This is a genomic window from Nonomuraea sp. NPDC047529, from assembly GCF_040642995.1.
GTDB lineage: Bacteria > Actinomycetota > Actinomycetes > Streptosporangiales > Streptosporangiaceae > Nonomuraea.
Map to the genome: position 1 here is coordinate 376,150 of NZ_JBEYTJ010000002.1, position 17,137 is coordinate 393,286.

13 protein-coding genes are annotated in these 17,137 nt (G+C 70.1%); 10 read left to right on the top strand and 3 right to left on the bottom strand.

The window, feature by feature from the left end; all coding sequences use genetic code 11:
• The first annotated feature begins 144 nt into the window (after window positions 1-144).
• The 9 genes from ABZ815_RS05360 (at window position 145) to ABZ815_RS05400 (ending at window position 10,754) form a co-directional block, all read left to right on the top strand.
• The gene (locus ABZ815_RS05360) at window positions 145-813 is read left to right on the top strand and encodes an amino acid ABC transporter permease (RefSeq protein ID WP_357694236.1); all 669 of its coding nucleotides are present in this window, start codon (window positions 145-147) and stop codon (window positions 811-813) included.
• Window positions 810-1,727, top strand: coding sequence for an amino acid ABC transporter permease (locus ABZ815_RS05365; RefSeq protein ID WP_357694238.1), 918 nt, complete (start codon window positions 810-812; stop codon window positions 1,725-1,727). Before ABZ815_RS05360 ends, ABZ815_RS05365 begins: the two co-directional genes overlap by 4 nt.
• A 166-nt stretch (window positions 1,728-1,893) precedes the next feature.
• A complete protein-coding gene (locus ABZ815_RS05370; protein WP_357694655.1) occupies window positions 1,894-2,745 on the top strand; it encodes a glutamate ABC transporter substrate-binding protein in 852 nt (283 codons plus the stop codon).
• A 40-nt stretch (window positions 2,746-2,785) separates the two neighbouring features.
• Window positions 2,786-4,591, top strand: a complete 1,806-nt coding sequence (locus ABZ815_RS05375; protein WP_357694241.1) for a prolyl oligopeptidase family serine peptidase — start codon at window positions 2,786-2,788, stop codon at window positions 4,589-4,591.
• Between the two features lie 203 nt (window positions 4,592-4,794).
• Window positions 4,795-6,621, top strand: coding sequence for an ABC transporter substrate-binding protein (locus ABZ815_RS05380; protein ID WP_357694243.1), 1,827 nt, complete (start codon window positions 4,795-4,797; stop codon window positions 6,619-6,621).
• Between the two features lie 61 nt (window positions 6,622-6,682).
• On the top strand, window positions 6,683-7,720 hold the full coding sequence (locus tag ABZ815_RS05385; protein WP_357694245.1) for an ABC transporter ATP-binding protein: 1,038 nt from the start codon (window positions 6,683-6,685) through the stop codon (window positions 7,718-7,720).
• Window positions 7,720-8,718 (top strand): dipeptide ABC transporter ATP-binding protein, encoded by a 999-nt coding sequence (locus tag ABZ815_RS05390; RefSeq protein WP_357694247.1) that lies wholly within the window; start codon window positions 7,720-7,722, stop codon window positions 8,716-8,718. The genes ABZ815_RS05385 and ABZ815_RS05390 overlap by 1 nt, the downstream gene beginning before the upstream one ends.
• Window positions 8,715-9,716, top strand: coding sequence for an ABC transporter permease (locus ABZ815_RS05395; RefSeq protein ID WP_357694249.1), 1,002 nt, complete (start codon window positions 8,715-8,717; stop codon window positions 9,714-9,716). The genes ABZ815_RS05390 and ABZ815_RS05395 overlap by 4 nt, the downstream gene beginning before the upstream one ends.
• A gap of 75 nt (window positions 9,717-9,791) precedes the next feature.
• On the top strand, window positions 9,792-10,754 hold the full coding sequence (locus ABZ815_RS05400; RefSeq protein WP_357694251.1) for an ABC transporter permease: 963 nt from the start codon (window positions 9,792-9,794) through the stop codon (window positions 10,752-10,754).
• A gap of 216 nt (window positions 10,755-10,970) precedes the next feature.
• On the opposite strand, the gene rny is transcribed toward ABZ815_RS05400, so the two are convergent.
• A complete protein-coding gene (rny, locus tag ABZ815_RS05405; RefSeq protein WP_357694253.1) occupies window positions 10,971-12,587 on the bottom strand; it encodes a ribonuclease Y in 1,617 nt (538 codons plus the stop codon).
• Between the two features lie 531 nt (window positions 12,588-13,118).
• On the opposite strand from rny, the gene ABZ815_RS05410 reads away from it, so the two are divergent.
• Complete coding sequence (locus ABZ815_RS05410) at window positions 13,119-13,520, top strand: NUDIX domain-containing protein (protein WP_357694255.1); 402 nt, start codon at window positions 13,119-13,121, stop codon at window positions 13,518-13,520.
• 157 nt (window positions 13,521-13,677) lie between these two features.
• On the opposite strand, the gene ABZ815_RS05415 is transcribed toward ABZ815_RS05410, so the two are convergent.
• Both ABZ815_RS05415 and recA read right to left on the bottom strand, forming a co-directional pair.
• The gene (locus tag ABZ815_RS05415) at window positions 13,678-15,333 is read right to left on the bottom strand and encodes a RecX family transcriptional regulator (protein ID WP_357694256.1); all 1,656 of its coding nucleotides are present in this window, start codon (window positions 15,331-15,333) and stop codon (window positions 13,678-13,680) included.
• A gap of 401 nt (window positions 15,334-15,734) precedes the next feature.
• A complete protein-coding gene (recA, locus tag ABZ815_RS05420; RefSeq protein WP_352323144.1) occupies window positions 15,735-16,829 on the bottom strand; it encodes a recombinase RecA in 1,095 nt (364 codons plus the stop codon).
• Between the last annotated feature and the right edge of the window lie 308 nt (window positions 16,830-17,137).

A 17,137-nucleotide genomic window follows, 5' to 3' on the forward strand; every position in this document is an offset into this window, starting at 1 on the left:
TCCCCCCGGGTGGGTCCTCGGCGAGGGGGGCCACCCGCGGCTCTCTGCGCGCCGCCCCCCCCCCCCCCGCGGCGGGTCCCCGCCCCCCCCCCCCGGGCCGGCGCCCGGCCCCCCGCCCCCCGCCGCTCTATGCGGTGGAGCACGATGGATGAACTAATCAAGTACCTGCCCGACCTCGCGATGGGCTTCTGGGGGAACATCAGGATCGCGCTCGTGGCCGCGGTCGTCTCGCTCGTCCTCGGGACGGTCCTGGCCGGGATGCGCGTCTCCCCGACGCCCGTGCTGCGCGCGGTGGGCACGGTCTATGTGAACGTGGTGCGCAACACCCCCCTCACCCTGGTGCTGGCGTTCTCGGCGCTGGGCCTGAGTGACAAGCTCGGTCTCGTCTTCTCCGGCGAGCCGCGGACGAACTCCTTCTGGATCGTCTCGATGGGCCTGTCGGTCTACACGTCGGCGTTCGTGTGCGAGGCGGTGCGCTCGGGCATCAACACGGTCCCGATGGGACAGGCCGAGGCGGCCCGGGCGATCGGGCTGAACTTCATGCAGACACTGCGGCTGATCATCCTGCCGCAGGCGTTCCGATCGGTCATCGCGCCGCTGGCCAGCGTGATGATCGCCATGATCAAGAACACGACGGTGGCGGTCGCCGGCGGGTACGCCGCCGACGTGGCCGCCGAGATGAAGCTCACGTTCGACACGACGGGAGCCTCGATCCCGATCTTCCTCGGGGTGGTCGTGGCCTTCATGATCGTGACCATGCCGATCGGCTTCTTCTCCGGCTGGCTGGCCCGGCGTCTGGCGGTGGCCCGATGAGCGCGTCCGTGCTGTTCGACGCCCCCGGACCGCGGGCCCGGCTGCGCAACCACCTGCTGACGGCGATCAGTGTCCTGGCGGTCCTGGCCGTGGCGTACTTCGTCTACCGGGGCTTCGACGCCAAGGGCCAGTGGGACGGCAAGATCTGGCAGCCGTTCCTGACGGCCGAGGTGTGGCAGGAGTTCATCCTGCCCGGCCTGCTCGGCACGCTCAAGGCGGCGGCCACCGCGGCGGTGCTCGCGATGGTCTTCGGCGCGGTCTTCGGCCTGGCCAGGCTCTCCGACCACGCCTGGATCAGGGTACCGGCGGCCACGGTGGTGGAGGTCTTCAGGTCCATCCCGCTGCTGCTGCTGATCTTCTTCATCTTCTACCTGGCGCCCGCCATCGCCGGTGGCGGCGACTACGCCTTCATCGCGGTGGTGCTGGGCCTGATGCTGTACAACGGCTCGGTGCTGGCGGAGATCGTGCGCGCGGGCGTGCACGCCATCCCCAAGGGGCAGGCCGAGGCCGCCTACGCGGTGGGCATGCGCAAGAACCAGGTGCTGCGCCTGGTGCTGCTGCCGCAGGCGGTCACGACGATGATGCCGGCGATCGTCAGCCAGCTCGTGGTGCTGCTGAAGGACACCGCGCTCGGCTACATCATCGCCTACGTCGACCTGCTCAACACCGGGTTCAAGATCCTGCCGGCCGCGTACTTCGGCTCGCTGATCCCGGCGGCGATCGTCATCGGCATCATCTACGTGGCGCTCAACATGACGCTGAGCCACCTGGCCACCCTGCTGGAGCGGCGCAGCCGTCGCAGCAGGAAGACCACGGCGCGGCCGATCGCCACCCCGGGCGCGGCCTCCGTCGGCGTGGGCACCGGCCAGGGCACCGAGGGCGGCGGCATGGCGCCCGACATCCCTGTGGAGTGACCGGCGGGTACGGCGGCGGGCTCGCGGGCCCGCCGCCGTACCCCCGCGGACGGCTCCGGAGCTCCCGGCCGCCGCCGTCTCGTAAAGAAAGCCTCAGATCTTCGCCCACGCGGCACGCGGACCGGCCCTCCGGGGCCGCCCAGCCCGCAGACTCCTGTGCGTGCGGATGCGTGGAGTCGTGGTGGCGCTGGCCGGCGCGGCCGCGGTCGCCGTACCGGTGGCGTGCGGTGGCGGCGGCGCCTACTCCAGCGTCGTGGGCAAGATCAAGGGCACCGGCCAGGTCATCGTGGGCACCAAGTGGGACCAGCCGAGCCTGGGCCTGAAGTCCGGCCCCGGCGACCCCGTGGGCTTCGACGTGGACGTCGCCCGGTACGTCGTCGCCAAGCTGGCCGGCGGCCGGCCCGTGCGCATCACCTGGTGGGAGGCGCCCGCCGCGGGCCGTGAGGCGCTGCTCCAGAACGGCACCGTGGACATGGTGTTCGCCACCTACTCCATCACCGAGTCCCGCAGGCCCAAGGTCACCTTCGCCGGCCCGTACGTGCTCGTGCACCAGGACACGATGGTCCGGGCCGATGATCCCACCATCCGCGAGGTCGGCGACCTGCGGGGCAAGCGCGTGTGCCAGGTGGCCGGCTCCAACTCCTTCAAACGGGTCGCCGCCCCTCCGCCGGACGGCAAGCTCGACCTGCCCGTCGTGGCCGTGCCCGCGGCCAACTACTCCGACTGCGTGCGCAAGCTCTCCGCGAACGAGCTCGACGCCGTCTCCACCGAGGACCTGTCCCTGGCCGGCTTCGCCCAGCAGGCCCCCGGCCAGTTCCGGCTGCTCAACGACCCCTTCACCGACGAGTTGTACGGCATCGGGCTGAAGAAGGGCGACATCAAGACCTGCGAGGCCGCCGGCCAGGCCGTGGCCGAGATGTGGCGGGACGGGACGGCCACGCGGCTGCTGCGCAAATGGTTCGGCGACACCGGGCTCAGGCTGCCCACCTCGATGCCGCCGCAGGAGAGATGTTCTTGATCGCGCCCCACGGCCCCGGATCTTCCGGCAGGATGCGGGTATGCCTTTCTGGCCGTCCCCCATCTCCGCCCGCGACGTCGCCGCCGCCGGTCTGCGCCCCGGATGGCCCGTCGCCCGAGGTGGCCGGGTGTGGTGGACAGAAGACCGTCCGGGTGAGGGCGGCCGCACCGCGATCGTGTGCCGCGAGGCCGACGGCACCTGCCATGACCTGCTGCCCGCGCCCTGGAGCGCCCGCACCCGCGTCCACGAGTACGGCGGCCGCCCCTTCGCCGTGACACCGGACGGCGACGTGGTCTTCGCCGGGCTGGCCGACCAGCGCCTGTACTTTGTCGGGCGAAACGGCCAGCCGAAACCCCTCACCGCCGAGGGCTCCCGCTACGCCGACCTGACCGTCCGCGACGGCGAGGTCTGGGCGGTGCGCGAACGCCACGGCGAGCACGGCAAGATCGCCCGTTCCGTCGTGTCGATCCCGCTGGCGGGCGGCGAGCCCCGCGAACGGGCCTCGGGCCACGACTTCTACGCCTCGCCCGTCCTGTCCCCCGACGGCGCCCACCTGGCCTACGTCTGCTGGAACCACCCCCGCATGCCCTGGGACGGCACCGAGCTGCGCGTCGTCCGGCTGCGCGACGGGCAGACCCGCACGGTGCTGGGCGGCGAGGCCGAGTCCGTCCTGTCGCCCGCCTGGAAGGACGACTCCACCCTCTACCTGGTCTCCGACCGCTCCGGCTGGTGGAACCTCTACGAGTGCGGCCTCGACGGCGGGGCGCCGCGGGCGTTGTGCCCGGTGGAGGAGGAGTTCACGCAGCCGCCGTGGCAGCTCGGCGGGGCGCCGTACACCGTGCTCGGCGACGGGCGGCTCGCGGTCCTGCACGGGCGCGGCGACCTGCGGCTGGGCGTGCTCGACCCGGCCACGGGAGCGCTCCACGACCTCGACCTGCCCTACACGGGATGGCAGGCCGCGCTCGCGGCCGACGGCATGTCCGTCACGGGCATCGGGCACGCGGCCAGGCTGCCGCGGTCCGTCGTTCGGGTCGACGTCGCCTCCGGCCGGGCCGAGCCGCTGGCCCACGCCGCCGAGCAGTTGCCCGACCTGTCCGGGCTGCCCGATCCGCGGCCGGTGGTCGTGCCGGGCGAGCGGCCCGTCCACGCCTTCCTCCACCAGGTCGGCGAGGAGCCCACGCCGTACGTCGTCTTCGTGCACGGCGGCCCGACCGCCCACTCCGACACGGCGCTCGACCTGGAGAAGGCGTTCCTGACCTCGCGCGGCATCGGCGTGCTCGACGTGAACTACGGCGGCTCCACCGGCTACGGCCGCGCCTACCGGGAGCGGCTGCGCGGCCAGTGGGGGCTGGTCGACGTCGCCGACACGGTCGCCGCCGCGCAGTGGCTGGCCGACTCCGGGCTGGCCGACCCGGCCCGGATCGCGGTGCGCGGCGGCAGCGCCGGCGGCTGGACGGTGATGGCCGCCTGCTGCCGCTCCGGGGTGTTCGCGGGCGGGGTGTCCTACTACGGCGTCAGCGCGCTCGCGCCGCTCGCCACGCACACCCACGACTTCGAGTCGCGTTACGTGGAGTGGCTGGTCGGCGACGACCCGGCCGTCTACGCCTCCCGGGAGCCGCTCGGCCTGGTCGACGGGGTGTCCTGCCCGATGCTGCTGCTCCAGGGGCTCGACGATCCGGTGGTGCCGCCCGAGCAGTCGACGGCCTTCGCCGACGCGTTGTCCGAGCGCGGAGTCCCCTGCACCTATCTCGCTTTCGACGGCGAATCCCACGGATTTCGCCGGCTGGAGACGCGGGTCGCGGCCCTGGCCGCCGAGCTGGCCTTCTACCAGCAGCTATTCAGTTAATGTCGCGATCTCCAGACAATTCCCGTACTGAACCAGCATTACCGACCAGTCGCTGATCGCAAACAGTTACGTAACCGACCTCGACAGTCTTCCTCCGGCATGGGTTGCTCGATTCAGTAAACGTGGGGCGCGCGTCGCGGCCACGACACGCGCCCCAGCTGTGCCAGCCAAGAACACCCCCATCTCGGCACGAGGGAGGCCAGATGGCCAGCTTGCGCCATCTCAGCATCATCACGGTGGCGGCGGCAACTCTGCTCGCCACCTCTTGCGCGACGCAGAACGGAACCAGCAACTCCGCTCCGCCCACCGCGGCGAGCCAGAGCTCCGGCAGCCCCGTCTCGGGCGGCACGCTCAGGCTCGTGGGATCGGGCGACGTCGACCATCTCGACCCGACCAGCATCTACTACGTCGTCACCATCGCGATCATGCGCGGCTACTCGCGCCAGCTCTACGCCCTCCAGGGCGTCGCGGCGGGAGCCGACACCACCAAGGGCTACGAGGTGCTGCCCGACATAGCGACCGAACTGCCCACCGAGGCGAACGGCGGTCTGAGCGCCGACAAGCTCACGTACACGATCAAGTTGCGCGACGGCGTGCAGTGGGACACCCAGCCGCCGCGGCCGGTGACGGCGGGCGACTTCGTCCGCGGGTTCAAGCGCATCTGCAACCCGGTGGCGGGCTCCGGCGCGCCCGGCTACTACACCAGCACGATCAAGGGCATGGCCGAGTACTGCGACGCCTACATCAAGGCGTTCGAGAAGGCCAAGCCCACCGCCCAGGCCCTGGCCGACTTCCAGAACGGCCACGACATCGCCGGCGTGCAGGCCAAGGACGACAAGACGCTCGTCTTCACCCTGACCCAGCCGGCCGGTGACTTCCTCAACATCCTGGCCCTGAACTTCGCCTCGGCCGCGCCGCAGGAGTACGACCAGTACGTCCCCGACGACGCCACCTTCCGCCAGCACGTGATCTCCAACGGCCCCTACAAGATCGCCTCGTACGTGGCCACCAAGTCGATCCGGCTGGAGAAGAACCCCGCCTGGAAGCAGGAGTCCGACCCGATCAGGCACCAGTACGTCAACGCCATCGACGTCAAGATGGGCGTCGGCGAGCCGGACGCCGTCCAGCAGCAGATCGAGGCCGGCAGCGCCGACCTGTCCTGGGACCTGCCGGTGCCGACCTCGCAGATCCCGCAGCTCAAGGGCAACGACCCCAACTTCACCATCTTCCCCGGCGCGGTGACGAACCCGTACGTGGTGTTCAACCTGCAGAGCAAGAACGCGGGTGGGGCGATGGGCAAGCTCAAGGTCCGCCAGGCCATCGAGTACGCGATCAACAAGACCGCCATCGCCAAGATCTACGGCGGCGCAGACGTCGCGACCGCGCTGCACACGGTCATCCCGCCCGGCAACATCGGCTACCAGGAGTACAACCCGTACCCGACGCCGGGCGACCAGGGCGACCCGGCCAAGTGCAAGCAACTGCTGAGCGAGGCCGGCTACCCCAACGGGCTGACCCTCATCGGCGCCTTCCGCAACGCGGGCAACCACCCGGCCAACTTCCAGTCGTACGCGGCCGACCTGAAGAAGTGCGGGATCACCGTCAAGGGCCTGCCGCTGCGCCAGGGCGACTACTACACCTACCTGCAGACGCCCTCGCACGCCAAGAACAGCGAGTGGGACCTGTCGGCCCCCGGCTGGATCCCCGACTGGTACGGCACCAACGGCCGTGCGGTCATGCAGCCGCTGTTCCAGACCAACTGCAACCCCGGCACCAGCAACTACGGCTGCTACAGCAACCCCAAGGTGGACGACCTGATCAAGCGGGCGCTCGCCGAGACCGACCAGGCCAAGGCCGCGGCGCTGTGGCACGAGGCCGACCAGACGGTGCTGGCCGACGCGGTGATGGTACCGCTGAACAACCAGAACACGCCGCTCTACAAGAACAAGCGGGTGCAGAACGCCCTTTACCTGCCGTCGTACCAGGTCTACGACGTCACCAACCTCTGGCTGAACCCCAACACGCCTTGACGACCGGTGTCCCGCGGGCTCGCCGGCAGGCGGGCCCGCGGGACAACCGCGAGGGAGACATATGAGCCTGCTTGAGGTAACCGACCTCCAGGTGTCCTTCCCCACATCCGACGGCGTGGTCCAGGCGGTGCGGGGGCTGTCGTTCACCGTCGACCGCGGCCGGACGCTGGCGATCGTCGGCGAGTCCGGCAGCGGCAAGACCGTGAGCACCCAGGCGATACTCGGGCTGACCCCCGACGCCGACATCTCGGGCACGGCCCTGTTCGAGGGCATCGACCTGCTCGGACTCGACAACGAGCAACTGCGCCGGATCCGCGGCGCGGAGATCAGCGTGGTCTTCCAGGACCCGCTGACCAGCCTCCACCCGCTCTACAAGGTCGGCTGGCAGATCGAGGAGCTGATCCGCGTCCACAATCCGGGCACCCGCCGCGCCGAGGCCAGGAAACGGGCCGTCGAGCTGCTGGGCCTGGTGGGCATCCCGCGCCCCGACCGCCGGGTGGACGACTACCCCCACCAGTTCTCCGGCGGCATGCGGCAGCGGGCGATGATCGCCATGTCGCTCGCGCTCAACCCCAAGCTCATCGTCGCCGACGAGCCCACCACCGCGCTGGACGCGACCGTCCAGGCGCAGATCCTTGAGCTGATCGGGCGGGTGCAGGCCGAGTTCGACATCGCGCTCATCCTCATCACGCACGATCTCGGCGTCGTGGCGGGCATGGCCGACGAGGTCCTGGTCATGTACGCCGGGCTCGTCGTCGAACGGGCCGACCGGCGCACGCTCTACTACGACCCGCACCACCCGTACACCAAGGGCCTGCTGGAGTCGATCCCGGGCAGCACCGGCGACCGGGGCGGCCGGCTGCGGCCCATCCCCGGCTCGCCGCCGAGCCTGATCGCGATCCCGTCCGGGTGCGCCTTCCATCCGCGCTGCCCGTACGTGATGCCGGTCTGTCCCGCCGAACGGCCGCCGCTGTCCTCCATCGCGGGCGCGCGCGGGCACGCCTCGGCGTGCTGGCTGCCGCACGAGGCGATCGGGCTCGGCGCGGAGGCGGAGGCGCTGCGCAAGCGGGCGGCGCGGGTCACGGCGGAGGAGGCGTGATGCTGCTCGAAGTCGAGAACCTGGTCAAACACTTCCCCATCACCAGCGGCATGCTGATCAAACAGACGATCGGGCAGGTCAGAGCCGTGGACGGCGTCAGCCTGGAGCTGTCGCCCGGCGAGACGCTCGGCCTGGTCGGCGAGACCGGCTGCGGCAAGTCCACGCTGGCCCGGTGCATCGCGGGCCTGCATCCCATCACCTCCGGCAGCGTGCGCTTCGACGGCGCGGACATCACCAACCTGCCGCGACGCCAGATGAGGCCCTACCGGCGCGACATCCAGATGATCTTCCAGGACCCGTACGGCTCGCTGAACCCGCGCCGGCGGGTCGGGTCGATCATCGCCGACCCGCTCGTCATCCACCGGGTGCAGAGCGGCCAGGAGTTGCGGCGTACCGTCCAGGAGCTGATGGAACGGGTCGGGCTCAACCCCGAGCACTACAACCGTTTCCCCGCCGAGTTCTCCGGCGGTCAGCGGCAGCGCATCGGGGTCGCGCGGGCGCTCGCGCTGCGGCCCCGGCTGATCATCTGCGACGAGCCGGTGTCGGCGCTCGACGTGTCCATCCAGGCCCAGATCCTCAACCTGCTCAAGGACCTCCAGGACGACTTCGGGCTGACCTACCTGTTCATCGCGCACGACCTGTCGGTGGTACGGCACGTCAGCGACCGGATCGCCGTCATGTACCTGGGCAAGGTGGCCGAACTGGCCACCGCGGAGGAGCTGCACACGGCGCCGCGTCATCCGTACACGAACGCGCTGCTGTCGGCGACCGCCGTGGCCGACCCCGACGAGGCCGAACGGCGGCACCGCATCATCCTTACCGGCGACGTGCCCTCACCGATCGACCCGCCCTCCGGCTGCCGCTTCCATCCCCGGTGCCCGAAGGCGCGCGAACGCTGCTCGGCCGAGGAGCCGGTGCTGGTGCCCCAGGAGCACCTGGTCGCCTGTCACTACCCCGTCGAGGCGGGCGAGGACCTGACCGCCGGGAGGACCGCATGACACTCACGGAGATCCGCCCGGACGTCGTCGCCGACCGCACGATCGCCGGACGCAGCCCCTGGCAGCTCGCCTGGGCCCGGATCAGGTCCGACCGGGTGGCCCTGATCTCGGGCATCGTCGTCGTGCTGCTGTGCCTGCTCGCCCTGGCCGCGCCGCTCATCTCGGCCTGGAACGGCCACGACCCCGACGAGCAGTTCCGCGACACCGGCATCACCGACCAGGGCCTGCCCGTCGGGCCCAACGGCGAGTTCTGGTTCGGCACCGACCGCCTCGGCCGCGACCTATTCATCAGGGTCCTGTACGGCGCGCGCGTCTCGCTGCTCGTCGGCGTGGTCGCGACCGGCGTGGCGGCGCTGATCGGGGTGGTCGTCGGGCTGCTGGCCGGGTACTACGGCGGCGTCATCGACACCATCCTGTCCCGGCTCATGGACGTGGTGCTGTCGTTCCCGTACCTGATCTTCGCGATCGCGGTGGTGTCCATCGCCGGGCCGTCGCTGACCGCGACGATCGGGGTGATCTCGTTCTATTCCTGGGCGGCGATCGCCCGCGTGGTGCGAGGGCAGACCCTGTCGCTCAAGGAACGCGAGTACGTGGAGGCGGCCAGGTCCTTGGGGGCCGGCGACGCGCGGATCATGTTCGTGGACATCCTGCCGAACCTGCTGGCCCCCGTCATCGTGCTCACCACGCTGCTGGTGCCGGCCGCGATCGTGTTCGAGTCCACCTTGTCCTATCTGGGGCTCGGAATCGTGCCGCCGACCCCGTCGTGGGGGAACCTGCTGAGCGAGGCCCAGGGGTTCTACCGGGTGGCGTACTGGTATCTGGGGTTCCCGGCGGCGTCGCTGCTGATCACGACGCTGGCCTTCAACCTGGTCGGCGACGGGATCAGGGACGCCATCGACCCCCGGATGGAACGGCTGTTCAGCCGGCGACGCCGCAAGCGCCGCTCCCCGCCGGCTCCGGCTCCCGCCACCGGGAGGTCCGATGCCGCGACTTCGTGACCCCGCCCGGCGGTCTTGGAAACCTTGCAGGTCACGCGGCGGGACGCCGGGACTTCGTCAGGAGGTGGAGGGCTGATGCTGCGACGGTTCCTGCTGCGGCGGGCGCTGCTCGGGCTGCTCGTGTTGTGGCTGGTCTCCCTGGGCACGTTCTTCCTGTTCTTCGTCGCCCCCGGCGACCCCGCCCGTACGCTGGCCGGCCGCCAGGCCACCCCCGAGCAGGTCGAGCTGATCCGCCACAACCTCGGCCTCGACCGTCCCACCATCGTCCAGTACTTCGACTACCTGGGCCGGCTCGTGCACGGCGACCTGGGCCAGTCGTACTTCTCGGGCGAATCGGTGGGCAAGCTGCTCGCCCAGGACTTCCCGCCGACGTTCTCGCTGGTGCTCGGCGGGGCCGTCCTGTGGCTCTGCCTCGGCGTCGGCGCCGGCGTGCTCAGCGCCACCCGAGTCCGCTCGTTCCTGGACCGCGCGCTGACCACGCTGGCCCTGGCCGGGGTCTCGATGCCGACGTTCGTGGTCGGCCTGCTCCTGCTGTACTTCTTCTTCTTCCAGCTCACCATGGCGGGCGCCCCGATCCTGCCACCCGACTCGTACGTGCCCTTCTCCGAGAACCCCGGCGAATGGGCCCGGCACCTGATCCTGCCGTGGATCACGTTGGCCATGGTCCAGGCGGCCTCGTACGCCCGGCTCACCCGGGGGTCCATGCTGGACGTCCTGGGCGAGGACTACATCCGTACCGCCCGTGCCAAGGGCGTGCCCGAGGGCCGTGTCATCTACCGGCACGGCCTGCGCGCCGCGCTGACCCCCGTGGTGACGCAGCTCGGCGTGGACATCGGCACGCTGATCGGCGGGCTGGTGGTGACGGAGTCGGTCTTCGGGCTCGGCGGCATCGGGCAGGCGGTGGTGCAGGCGTTCGTCAGCGGGGACCTGCCGGTGATCATGGGCGTCGTCGTCCTGGCCACGACCGCCGTAGTGGTGGCCAACCTGATCGTCGACATCGCCTACGGCCTCCTCGACCCAAGGATCCGCCTGGCCTGACACCGCCCCGGGATCCGCCCGGCCCTCACATCGACCCCGGGAGCCGCCATCGCGGGAGACGGCACCTTCCGGCGGGCGCGACCACCCCGCGCCCGCCGACCCGCCTTCCCCCCGCTCCTTTGACCTGCGCCCTTCCCCGGACCCGCGCCCTTCCCCTGGCCTGTGCCCTACCTTCGGACGTGCGCCCTCTCTCGGGGGCAGCATGCGTGTGGGGGATCAGCGGGCGAACTCGGTGGCGCGGGACTCGCGTACCACCGTGATCCGGATCTGCCCCGGGTACGTCAGCTCCTCCTCCACCTGCTTGGCCACGTCCCGGGCGATCACCTGCGCCTGGATGTCGTCGATCGCGTCCGGCTTGACCATGACCCGGATCTCCCGCCCGGCCTGCATGGCGAACACCTTCTCCACGCCCTCGTACGACTGCGCGATCTCCTCCAGCCGCTCCAACCGCTTGACGTACGCCTCCAGCGACTCCCTGCGCGCCCCCGGACGGCTGCCGCTGATGGCGTCGGCCGCCTGGGTGAGCACCGCCTCGACCGTACGGACCTCGACCTCGTTGTGGTGCGCCTCGATGGCGTGCACCACGTCCTCCTGCTCGCCGTACCGGCGGGCGATCTCGGCGCCGATCAGCGCGTGGCTGCCCTCGACCTCGTGGGTGAGGGCCTTGCCGATGTCGTGCAGCAGCGCGCACCGCTTCATGAGCTGCTGGTTCATCTTCAGCTCGGCGGCCATGATCCCGGCGATGTGCGCGGACTCGATCAGGTGCTTGAGCACGTTCTGACCGTAGGAGGTGCGGTAACGCAGTTGCCCGAGCAGCAGCGTCAGCTCGGGGTGCATGTCCGTGATGCCCAGCTCGACGAGCGCGTCCTCGCCGGCCCGCGCGCAGAGGTCCTGCACCTCCTGGCGGCTGCGGTCGTGCGCCTCCTCGATCCGCTGCGGATGGATGCGCCCGTCGAGCACCAGCTTCTCCAGCGTGAGCCGCGCAGTCTCCCGGCGAACCGGGTCGAAACACGACAACAACACCGCCTCAGGCGTGTCGTCGATGATCAGATTCACGCCCGTGGTCGACTCGAACGCCCGGATGTTGCGCCCTTCGCGCCCGATGATCCGGCCCTTCATCTCGTCACCGGGCAGATGCAGGACGCTGACCACCGACTCCGCCGTCTGCTCGGCCGCCACCCGCTGAACCGCCAGCGTCACGATCTTGGTGGCGCGCTTCTCGCCCTCCTTGCGGGCCTCGCCCTCGATCTCCCTGATGATCAGCGCCGCCTCGCGCTTGGCCTGGTTCTCGATCTCCTTGACCAGCTCGGACTTGGCCTGCTCCCCGGTCAGCCCGGCGACCCGTTCCAGGATCATCCGCCGCTCGTCCTCGACCTGGAGCAGTTCCTCGCGCCGGTCGGCCAGCTCGACCTCGGTCTCGGCCAGCTTCCTGTCCCGCTCGGACTGCCGCCTGGCCTCCTCGTCGAGCCGCTGCTCGCGCTCGGCCAGCCTGGCCTCCCTGCGTTCGAGATCGGTCCGGAGCTCCTTGAGCTCGGACTTCAGGATCCGGCTCTCCTCCTCGACCTCCCGCCGCATCTGCGCGGCGCTCTCGGCGGAGCCCTCCGACCTGCGCAGAATCTCCTCGGCATCGCTCTCCGCCTTGGTGCGGATCTCCTTGGCGCGTTCCCGCGCCTCCTCAAGCTCCGCGTGTACGGCCTCCACCTGCTCAGGGCTCGGCTGGGCCTTACGGGGCAGACCGCCAGAGGTACGGCGTATGACGACGAGCAGCGCCACGATCATCCCGAACGCGAGCACGAGCACCGCCACCATCAGCACCACGACAAGCGGCTGCATGCGCGCCCCGCCCTCCTCGCGTCGTCGACACCTCATAACGCGGACCCAAATCGGGAGGGGTCACGTGCGCGCCACGGAAAGCCCGGTCGGCGTCGTCTCCAGGACCGATGTCAGGCCAAGGCGGACCGGGCATCGGCCCTCATAGCCGACACCTCGCCTGCCTCGATCAACCGAGCTCGTTCGTCCGTCGTTCACCGTATGGCAATCCGCGCTGCGCGGAGTAACTCCTCACTGCCGTCGAGGTTATGCGTCGAACAGGTCACGAGCAAGCAAACGCGTCCTCAAGCGTGTCTTACGGGACCGCATCTCCCCAATCAACCACATAACCCACGATCACCCCCATTTGTCCCCCACCCTCACCCCTCCAACCCCCAAAAGCCCAGCCAAAGCCCAACAATCCAAACCCAACGTGAAACCTTGGCCACCTAGGTCTGCAGACCATCCATGCGACTCAGCCCTGCCCACAGGCCCGCAACCGCAACCCGTCCGTACGCTTCGACCTCGGCCCGTCCCCTCGAACAGGAGCACACAGTGGACGACACCATCGACAAGATCGCCTGGATCCACCTGGACGACGGCAAGATCCTCAGCACCCGCTCGCGAGGCAAGACCGCCTACTACCTCCCCGGCGGCAAGCGTGAGCCCGGCGAAACCGACCTCGACACCCTGATCCGCGAGATCGACGAAGAGCTCTCCATCGCCATCGTCCCCACCACCGCCAGCCACGTGGGCACCTACCGTGCCAAGGAGCACGGCCACGCCGACGGCATCACCGTGCAGATGACCTGCTACACCGCCGAACATCACGGCGTACCGACACCCAGCGGCGAGATCGAGGAGGTCACCTGGCTGACCTACGCCGACCGCGACCGCGTGTCCCCCGTCGACCAGATCATCTTCGACCACCTGCACCAGACCGGACACCTTCACTGACCCAGCCACACCCGAACCACTCCCCGGGCATCACCCGCCACCCACCCTCGATCCCCTTGAGCTCCGGACCTGACGGGCTCTGGGCCCGAAGGGGCTCTGGGCCCGAAGGGGTTGGGAGTCTAGGGAGGTCGGGGCGGGTCAGGTGTGGTTCTGGGGATCAGGAGAAGTCGTCGTCCAGGTCGATGCCCTCCTGTTCAAGAGCCTCCCGGATCACCCGGTACGCGAGCCCCGACGAATACCCCTTGCGCGCCAGCATGCCGGCCAGACGCCGCGTACGGGTCTGCGGGTCGAGGGACCGGGTGGAGGAGAGCTTGCGGTCCACCAGTCGCCGGGCCGTCTCGGCCTCCTGGTCGGAGTCGAGGCGCTCCACGGCGTCCTTCACGGTGTCGGTGTCCACGCCCCGATGGCGCAACTCGGCCGCGAGCGCACGTTTCGCCAGGCCGCGACCATGGTGCCGGGAGTCGACCCAGGCCTCCGCGAACGCCTCGTCATTGATCAACCCGAGCTCGACGAACCGGTCAAGCACCTTTCCGGCCGCCTCATCCGGCACGTCCCGCTTGCGAAGGGCCTCGGCGAGTTGTGCCCGGGTCTTGGGAGCCATGGTGAGCAACCGCAGGCAGATGGCCCGTGCCACGGATTCCGGGTCCGCCTCGGGTGCCGCCGCGGCGGGACTGTCGGCGTCCGGGCCGTCGGGCAGCGGCCCGCCACGGCCCGCCGCGCCTCTCCCGGAACGTCCACTCCCTCTGCCGCTCCCCCAGCCGGTTCCCCGGCCGCCTGCACGACGTCCTTTGCTCGAACGCTTCTTCCCACCCGCGTCCTGGTCGTCGCCGAACCAGCTGCTTCCGGCCAGTACCTCAGAATGCCACTCATCGGCGCCGTGCTTCTCCGCGGGAGCAGCCGCACCCGCCGCCGCTTCCTCAACGCCGTCGGGCTCGTGCGGAACCTCCCGCTCCGGCAGGCGCTCCTCCACAGGGACATCCACAGGGGCATCGCCGCCACCCTCACCGCTCAGCCCAGCCGGACGCCGTCCGGAGAAGCCCTCACCATCCTGAGCTCTCCGCCTGCTCGTACGCCGCCCAGCAGTGTCCGCGCCCTCATGACCGCTCTGCTCGCCCAAGGGGCTTCCGGAGAGATCCTCGTCGGACTGGACCTTCCGCTCACGCCTTCCAGAACCGGCCTCGCGGGCTCGTCCCCGGCGGGCGTTCTCGGGAGACTCGCCTGCAACGGTGTCACTGTCGGCAGAGGCCTTGCGCTCTCCCGGCCAGACGAAGATCGGCGCGTCGGCACTCTCCTCCGACCGCCCCCGGGACGCCCGCCCTCCGGTTCGTCCACGACCACCTGAGCTGCGGCCGTCGGGTGCGGCTTCTTCGCCCGGGACGGGCTGATCGGCCGAGTGACGCCCATCAGGACCGAGCTGGTCCGGCAGGTCACCACGGTCAGCGACCCACCACGCCGTGCCCGCTTCGCCACCGGGCCCAACACCCGCGGCATCACCCAGCCCAGCACGCGCCTCATCACTGAGCCCGGTGCCCGAGGCATCACTCAAGCTCGCGTCGGCTTCACCAGCCTGCCCCTCGTCCTCCCCGTCGGCCTGACTGCGCTGGTCACCCGGCCAATGGAAGGTCGGCGCCGCCATCTGCCGGCCCGGGCCCCACGCCGGAGGCACGTCGACGGTCCGCCCGCCGGACGTGCCCTCGTCCTCCACCTGAGCATGAACGATCACCTCGTCGAGGACGACGACGTCAGCCACGACGGCTGCGTCGTCCGCCTCAGCCTGGACGTCCGCGTCGTGAGCCCCGGCTTGGCCGGTCATGTCATCCAGCCCGGCGCGGGCAGCCGTGTCCTCCGCCCCCGTGTCGGCGGAGGAGGAGTGGTCGTCGTCCGGGGTGGGGGTCTGGGAGGCGGTGGCTCGGAGGCGGGCGCGTTGTTCGTGCCATTCGTCTACCGATGGCCAGCCGTCCGTGGCCGACCGGGCCAGGTCGGCGCCACGCGAGCCCCCACCGGAGGCCCGGCGACCGGTCGCCCGGGTCACCGGCTCGGAGGTGGGCATCGGCTCGGGAGCAGCGGCCCGGGTCGTCGACTCGGGGGTGGTGGCCCGGGGGCCGCGGGGTCCGCGCTTCTTGCGCTCCCCCGAGGCGGGGAGGTCGGGCCATGCGCCCCAGTCCTGGGAACGGGGCGCCTGCGACGGATCCCTGTCACTCATGCGCCGACCGATCAGACGTCACCAGGCTTGGGGGTGGACTTCGAGCCACGACCCGAGGGCGCGGCGGCGGGAGCCGGGACGGCGGCGGCGGGCTCGGCGGGCGTGTCGAGCTTCGGACCGACCCCGAGCTTGTCCTTGATCTTCTTCTCGATCTCGTTGGCCATGTCGGGGTGGTTCTTCAGGAAGTTGCGCGCGTTCTCCTTGCCCTGGCCCAGCTGGTCGCCCTCGTACGTGTACCAGGCGCCCGACTTGCGGACGAAGCCGTGCTCGACGCCCATGTCGATCAGGCCGCCCTCGCGGGAGATGCCCACGCCGTAGAGGATGTCGAAGTCGGCGACGCGGAAGGGCGGGGCCATCTTGTTCTTGACGACCTTGACCCGGGTGCGGTTGCCGACCGCCTCCGTGCCGTCCTTCAGGGTCTCGATGCGGCGGATGTCCATGCGGACCGAGGCGTAGAACTTGAGCGCCTTACCACCGGTCGTGGTCTCGGGGCTGCCGAACATGACGCCGATCTTCTCGCGGAGCTGGTTGATGAAGATCGCGGTGGTGCCGGTGCTGTTGAGGGCGCCGGCGACCTTGCGCAGGGCCTGGGACATCAGACGGGCCTGGAGGCCGACGTGGCTGTCGCCCATCTCGCCCTCGATCTCGGCCTTGGGCACCAGGGCGGCCACCGAGTCGATGACGATGATGTCGACCGCGCCGGACCTGATCAGCATGTCGGCGATCTCCAGCGCCTGCTCACCGGTGTCGGGCTGGGAGACCAGCAGGGCGTCGGTGTCGACGCCGAGCTTCTTGGCGTATTCGGGGTCAAGGGCGTGTTCGGCGTCGATGAACGCCGCGATGCCGCCGGCCCGCTGGGCGTTGGCCACCGCGTGCAGGGCGACCGTGGTCTTGCCCGAGGACTCGGGGCCGTAGATCTCGACGATGCGCCCACGCGGGAGGCCGCCGATGCCGAGGGCCACGTCAAGGGAGATCGACCCGGTGGGGATCACCTCGATGGGGGCTCGGGCGTCGTCGCCCAGTCGCATGACGGAGCCCTTGCCGAACTGCCGCTCGATCTGAGCGAGCGCGGTCTCGAGGGCCTTCTCGCGGTCGTTGATAGCCATGGGAGCTCCCTCTGGAGGGTCGTGGTCCGATCAGTCGAGTGAAAGCTACGGCCTGCCACCGACATTTTCTGCGACGGTCGGAGAAGGCGTGGCCGAGTTCGGCAAGGTTCATCGTAGCCGAACGACTGTTCGATCACATCACGAACACGCTGCTGGGATGCATGCGGCGTGTTCAGTGTCCCGTGACAGCGAAGGTCGAGCGTGTTGGCGACGCGTCACTCGATCTTCGGTGTCACGAGACCGGTGGTCATCAACCTTCGTGACGATGATCAGCATTCGCTGGGTGTCCTGTGACAGCGAACAATGTG

Bases quoted from the DNA above. Each gene is read 5' to 3' on its own strand.
- ABZ815_RS05360 (WP_357694236.1), top strand. From the start codon at position 145: ATGGATGAACTAATCAAGTACCTGCCCGACCTCGCGATGGGCTTCTGG.
- ABZ815_RS05365 (WP_357694238.1), top strand. From the start codon at position 810: ATGAGCGCGTCCGTGCTGTTCGACGCCCCCGGACCGCGGGCCCGGCTG.
- ABZ815_RS05370 (WP_357694655.1), top strand. From the start codon at position 1,894: ATGCGTGGAGTCGTGGTGGCGCTGGCCGGCGCGGCCGCGGTCGCCGTA.
- ABZ815_RS05375 (WP_357694241.1), top strand. From the start codon at position 2,786: ATGCCTTTCTGGCCGTCCCCCATCTCCGCCCGCGACGTCGCCGCCGCC.
- ABZ815_RS05380 (WP_357694243.1), top strand. From the start codon at position 4,795: ATGGCCAGCTTGCGCCATCTCAGCATCATCACGGTGGCGGCGGCAACT.
- ABZ815_RS05385 (WP_357694245.1), top strand. From the start codon at position 6,683: ATGAGCCTGCTTGAGGTAACCGACCTCCAGGTGTCCTTCCCCACATCC.
- ABZ815_RS05390 (WP_357694247.1), top strand. From the start codon at position 7,720: ATGCTGCTCGAAGTCGAGAACCTGGTCAAACACTTCCCCATCACCAGC.
- ABZ815_RS05395 (WP_357694249.1), top strand. From the start codon at position 8,715: ATGACACTCACGGAGATCCGCCCGGACGTCGTCGCCGACCGCACGATC.
- ABZ815_RS05400 (WP_357694251.1), top strand. From the start codon at position 9,792: ATGCTGCGACGGTTCCTGCTGCGGCGGGCGCTGCTCGGGCTGCTCGTG.
- rny (WP_357694253.1), bottom strand. From the start codon at position 12,587: ATGCAGCCGCTTGTCGTGGTGCTGATGGTGGCGGTGCTCGTGCTCGCG.
- ABZ815_RS05415 (WP_357694256.1), bottom strand. From the start codon at position 15,333: ATGACCGGCCAAGCCGGGGCTCACGACGCGGACGTCCAGGCTGAGGCG.
- recA (WP_352323144.1), bottom strand. From the start codon at position 16,829: ATGGCTATCAACGACCGCGAGAAGGCCCTCGAGACCGCGCTCGCTCAG.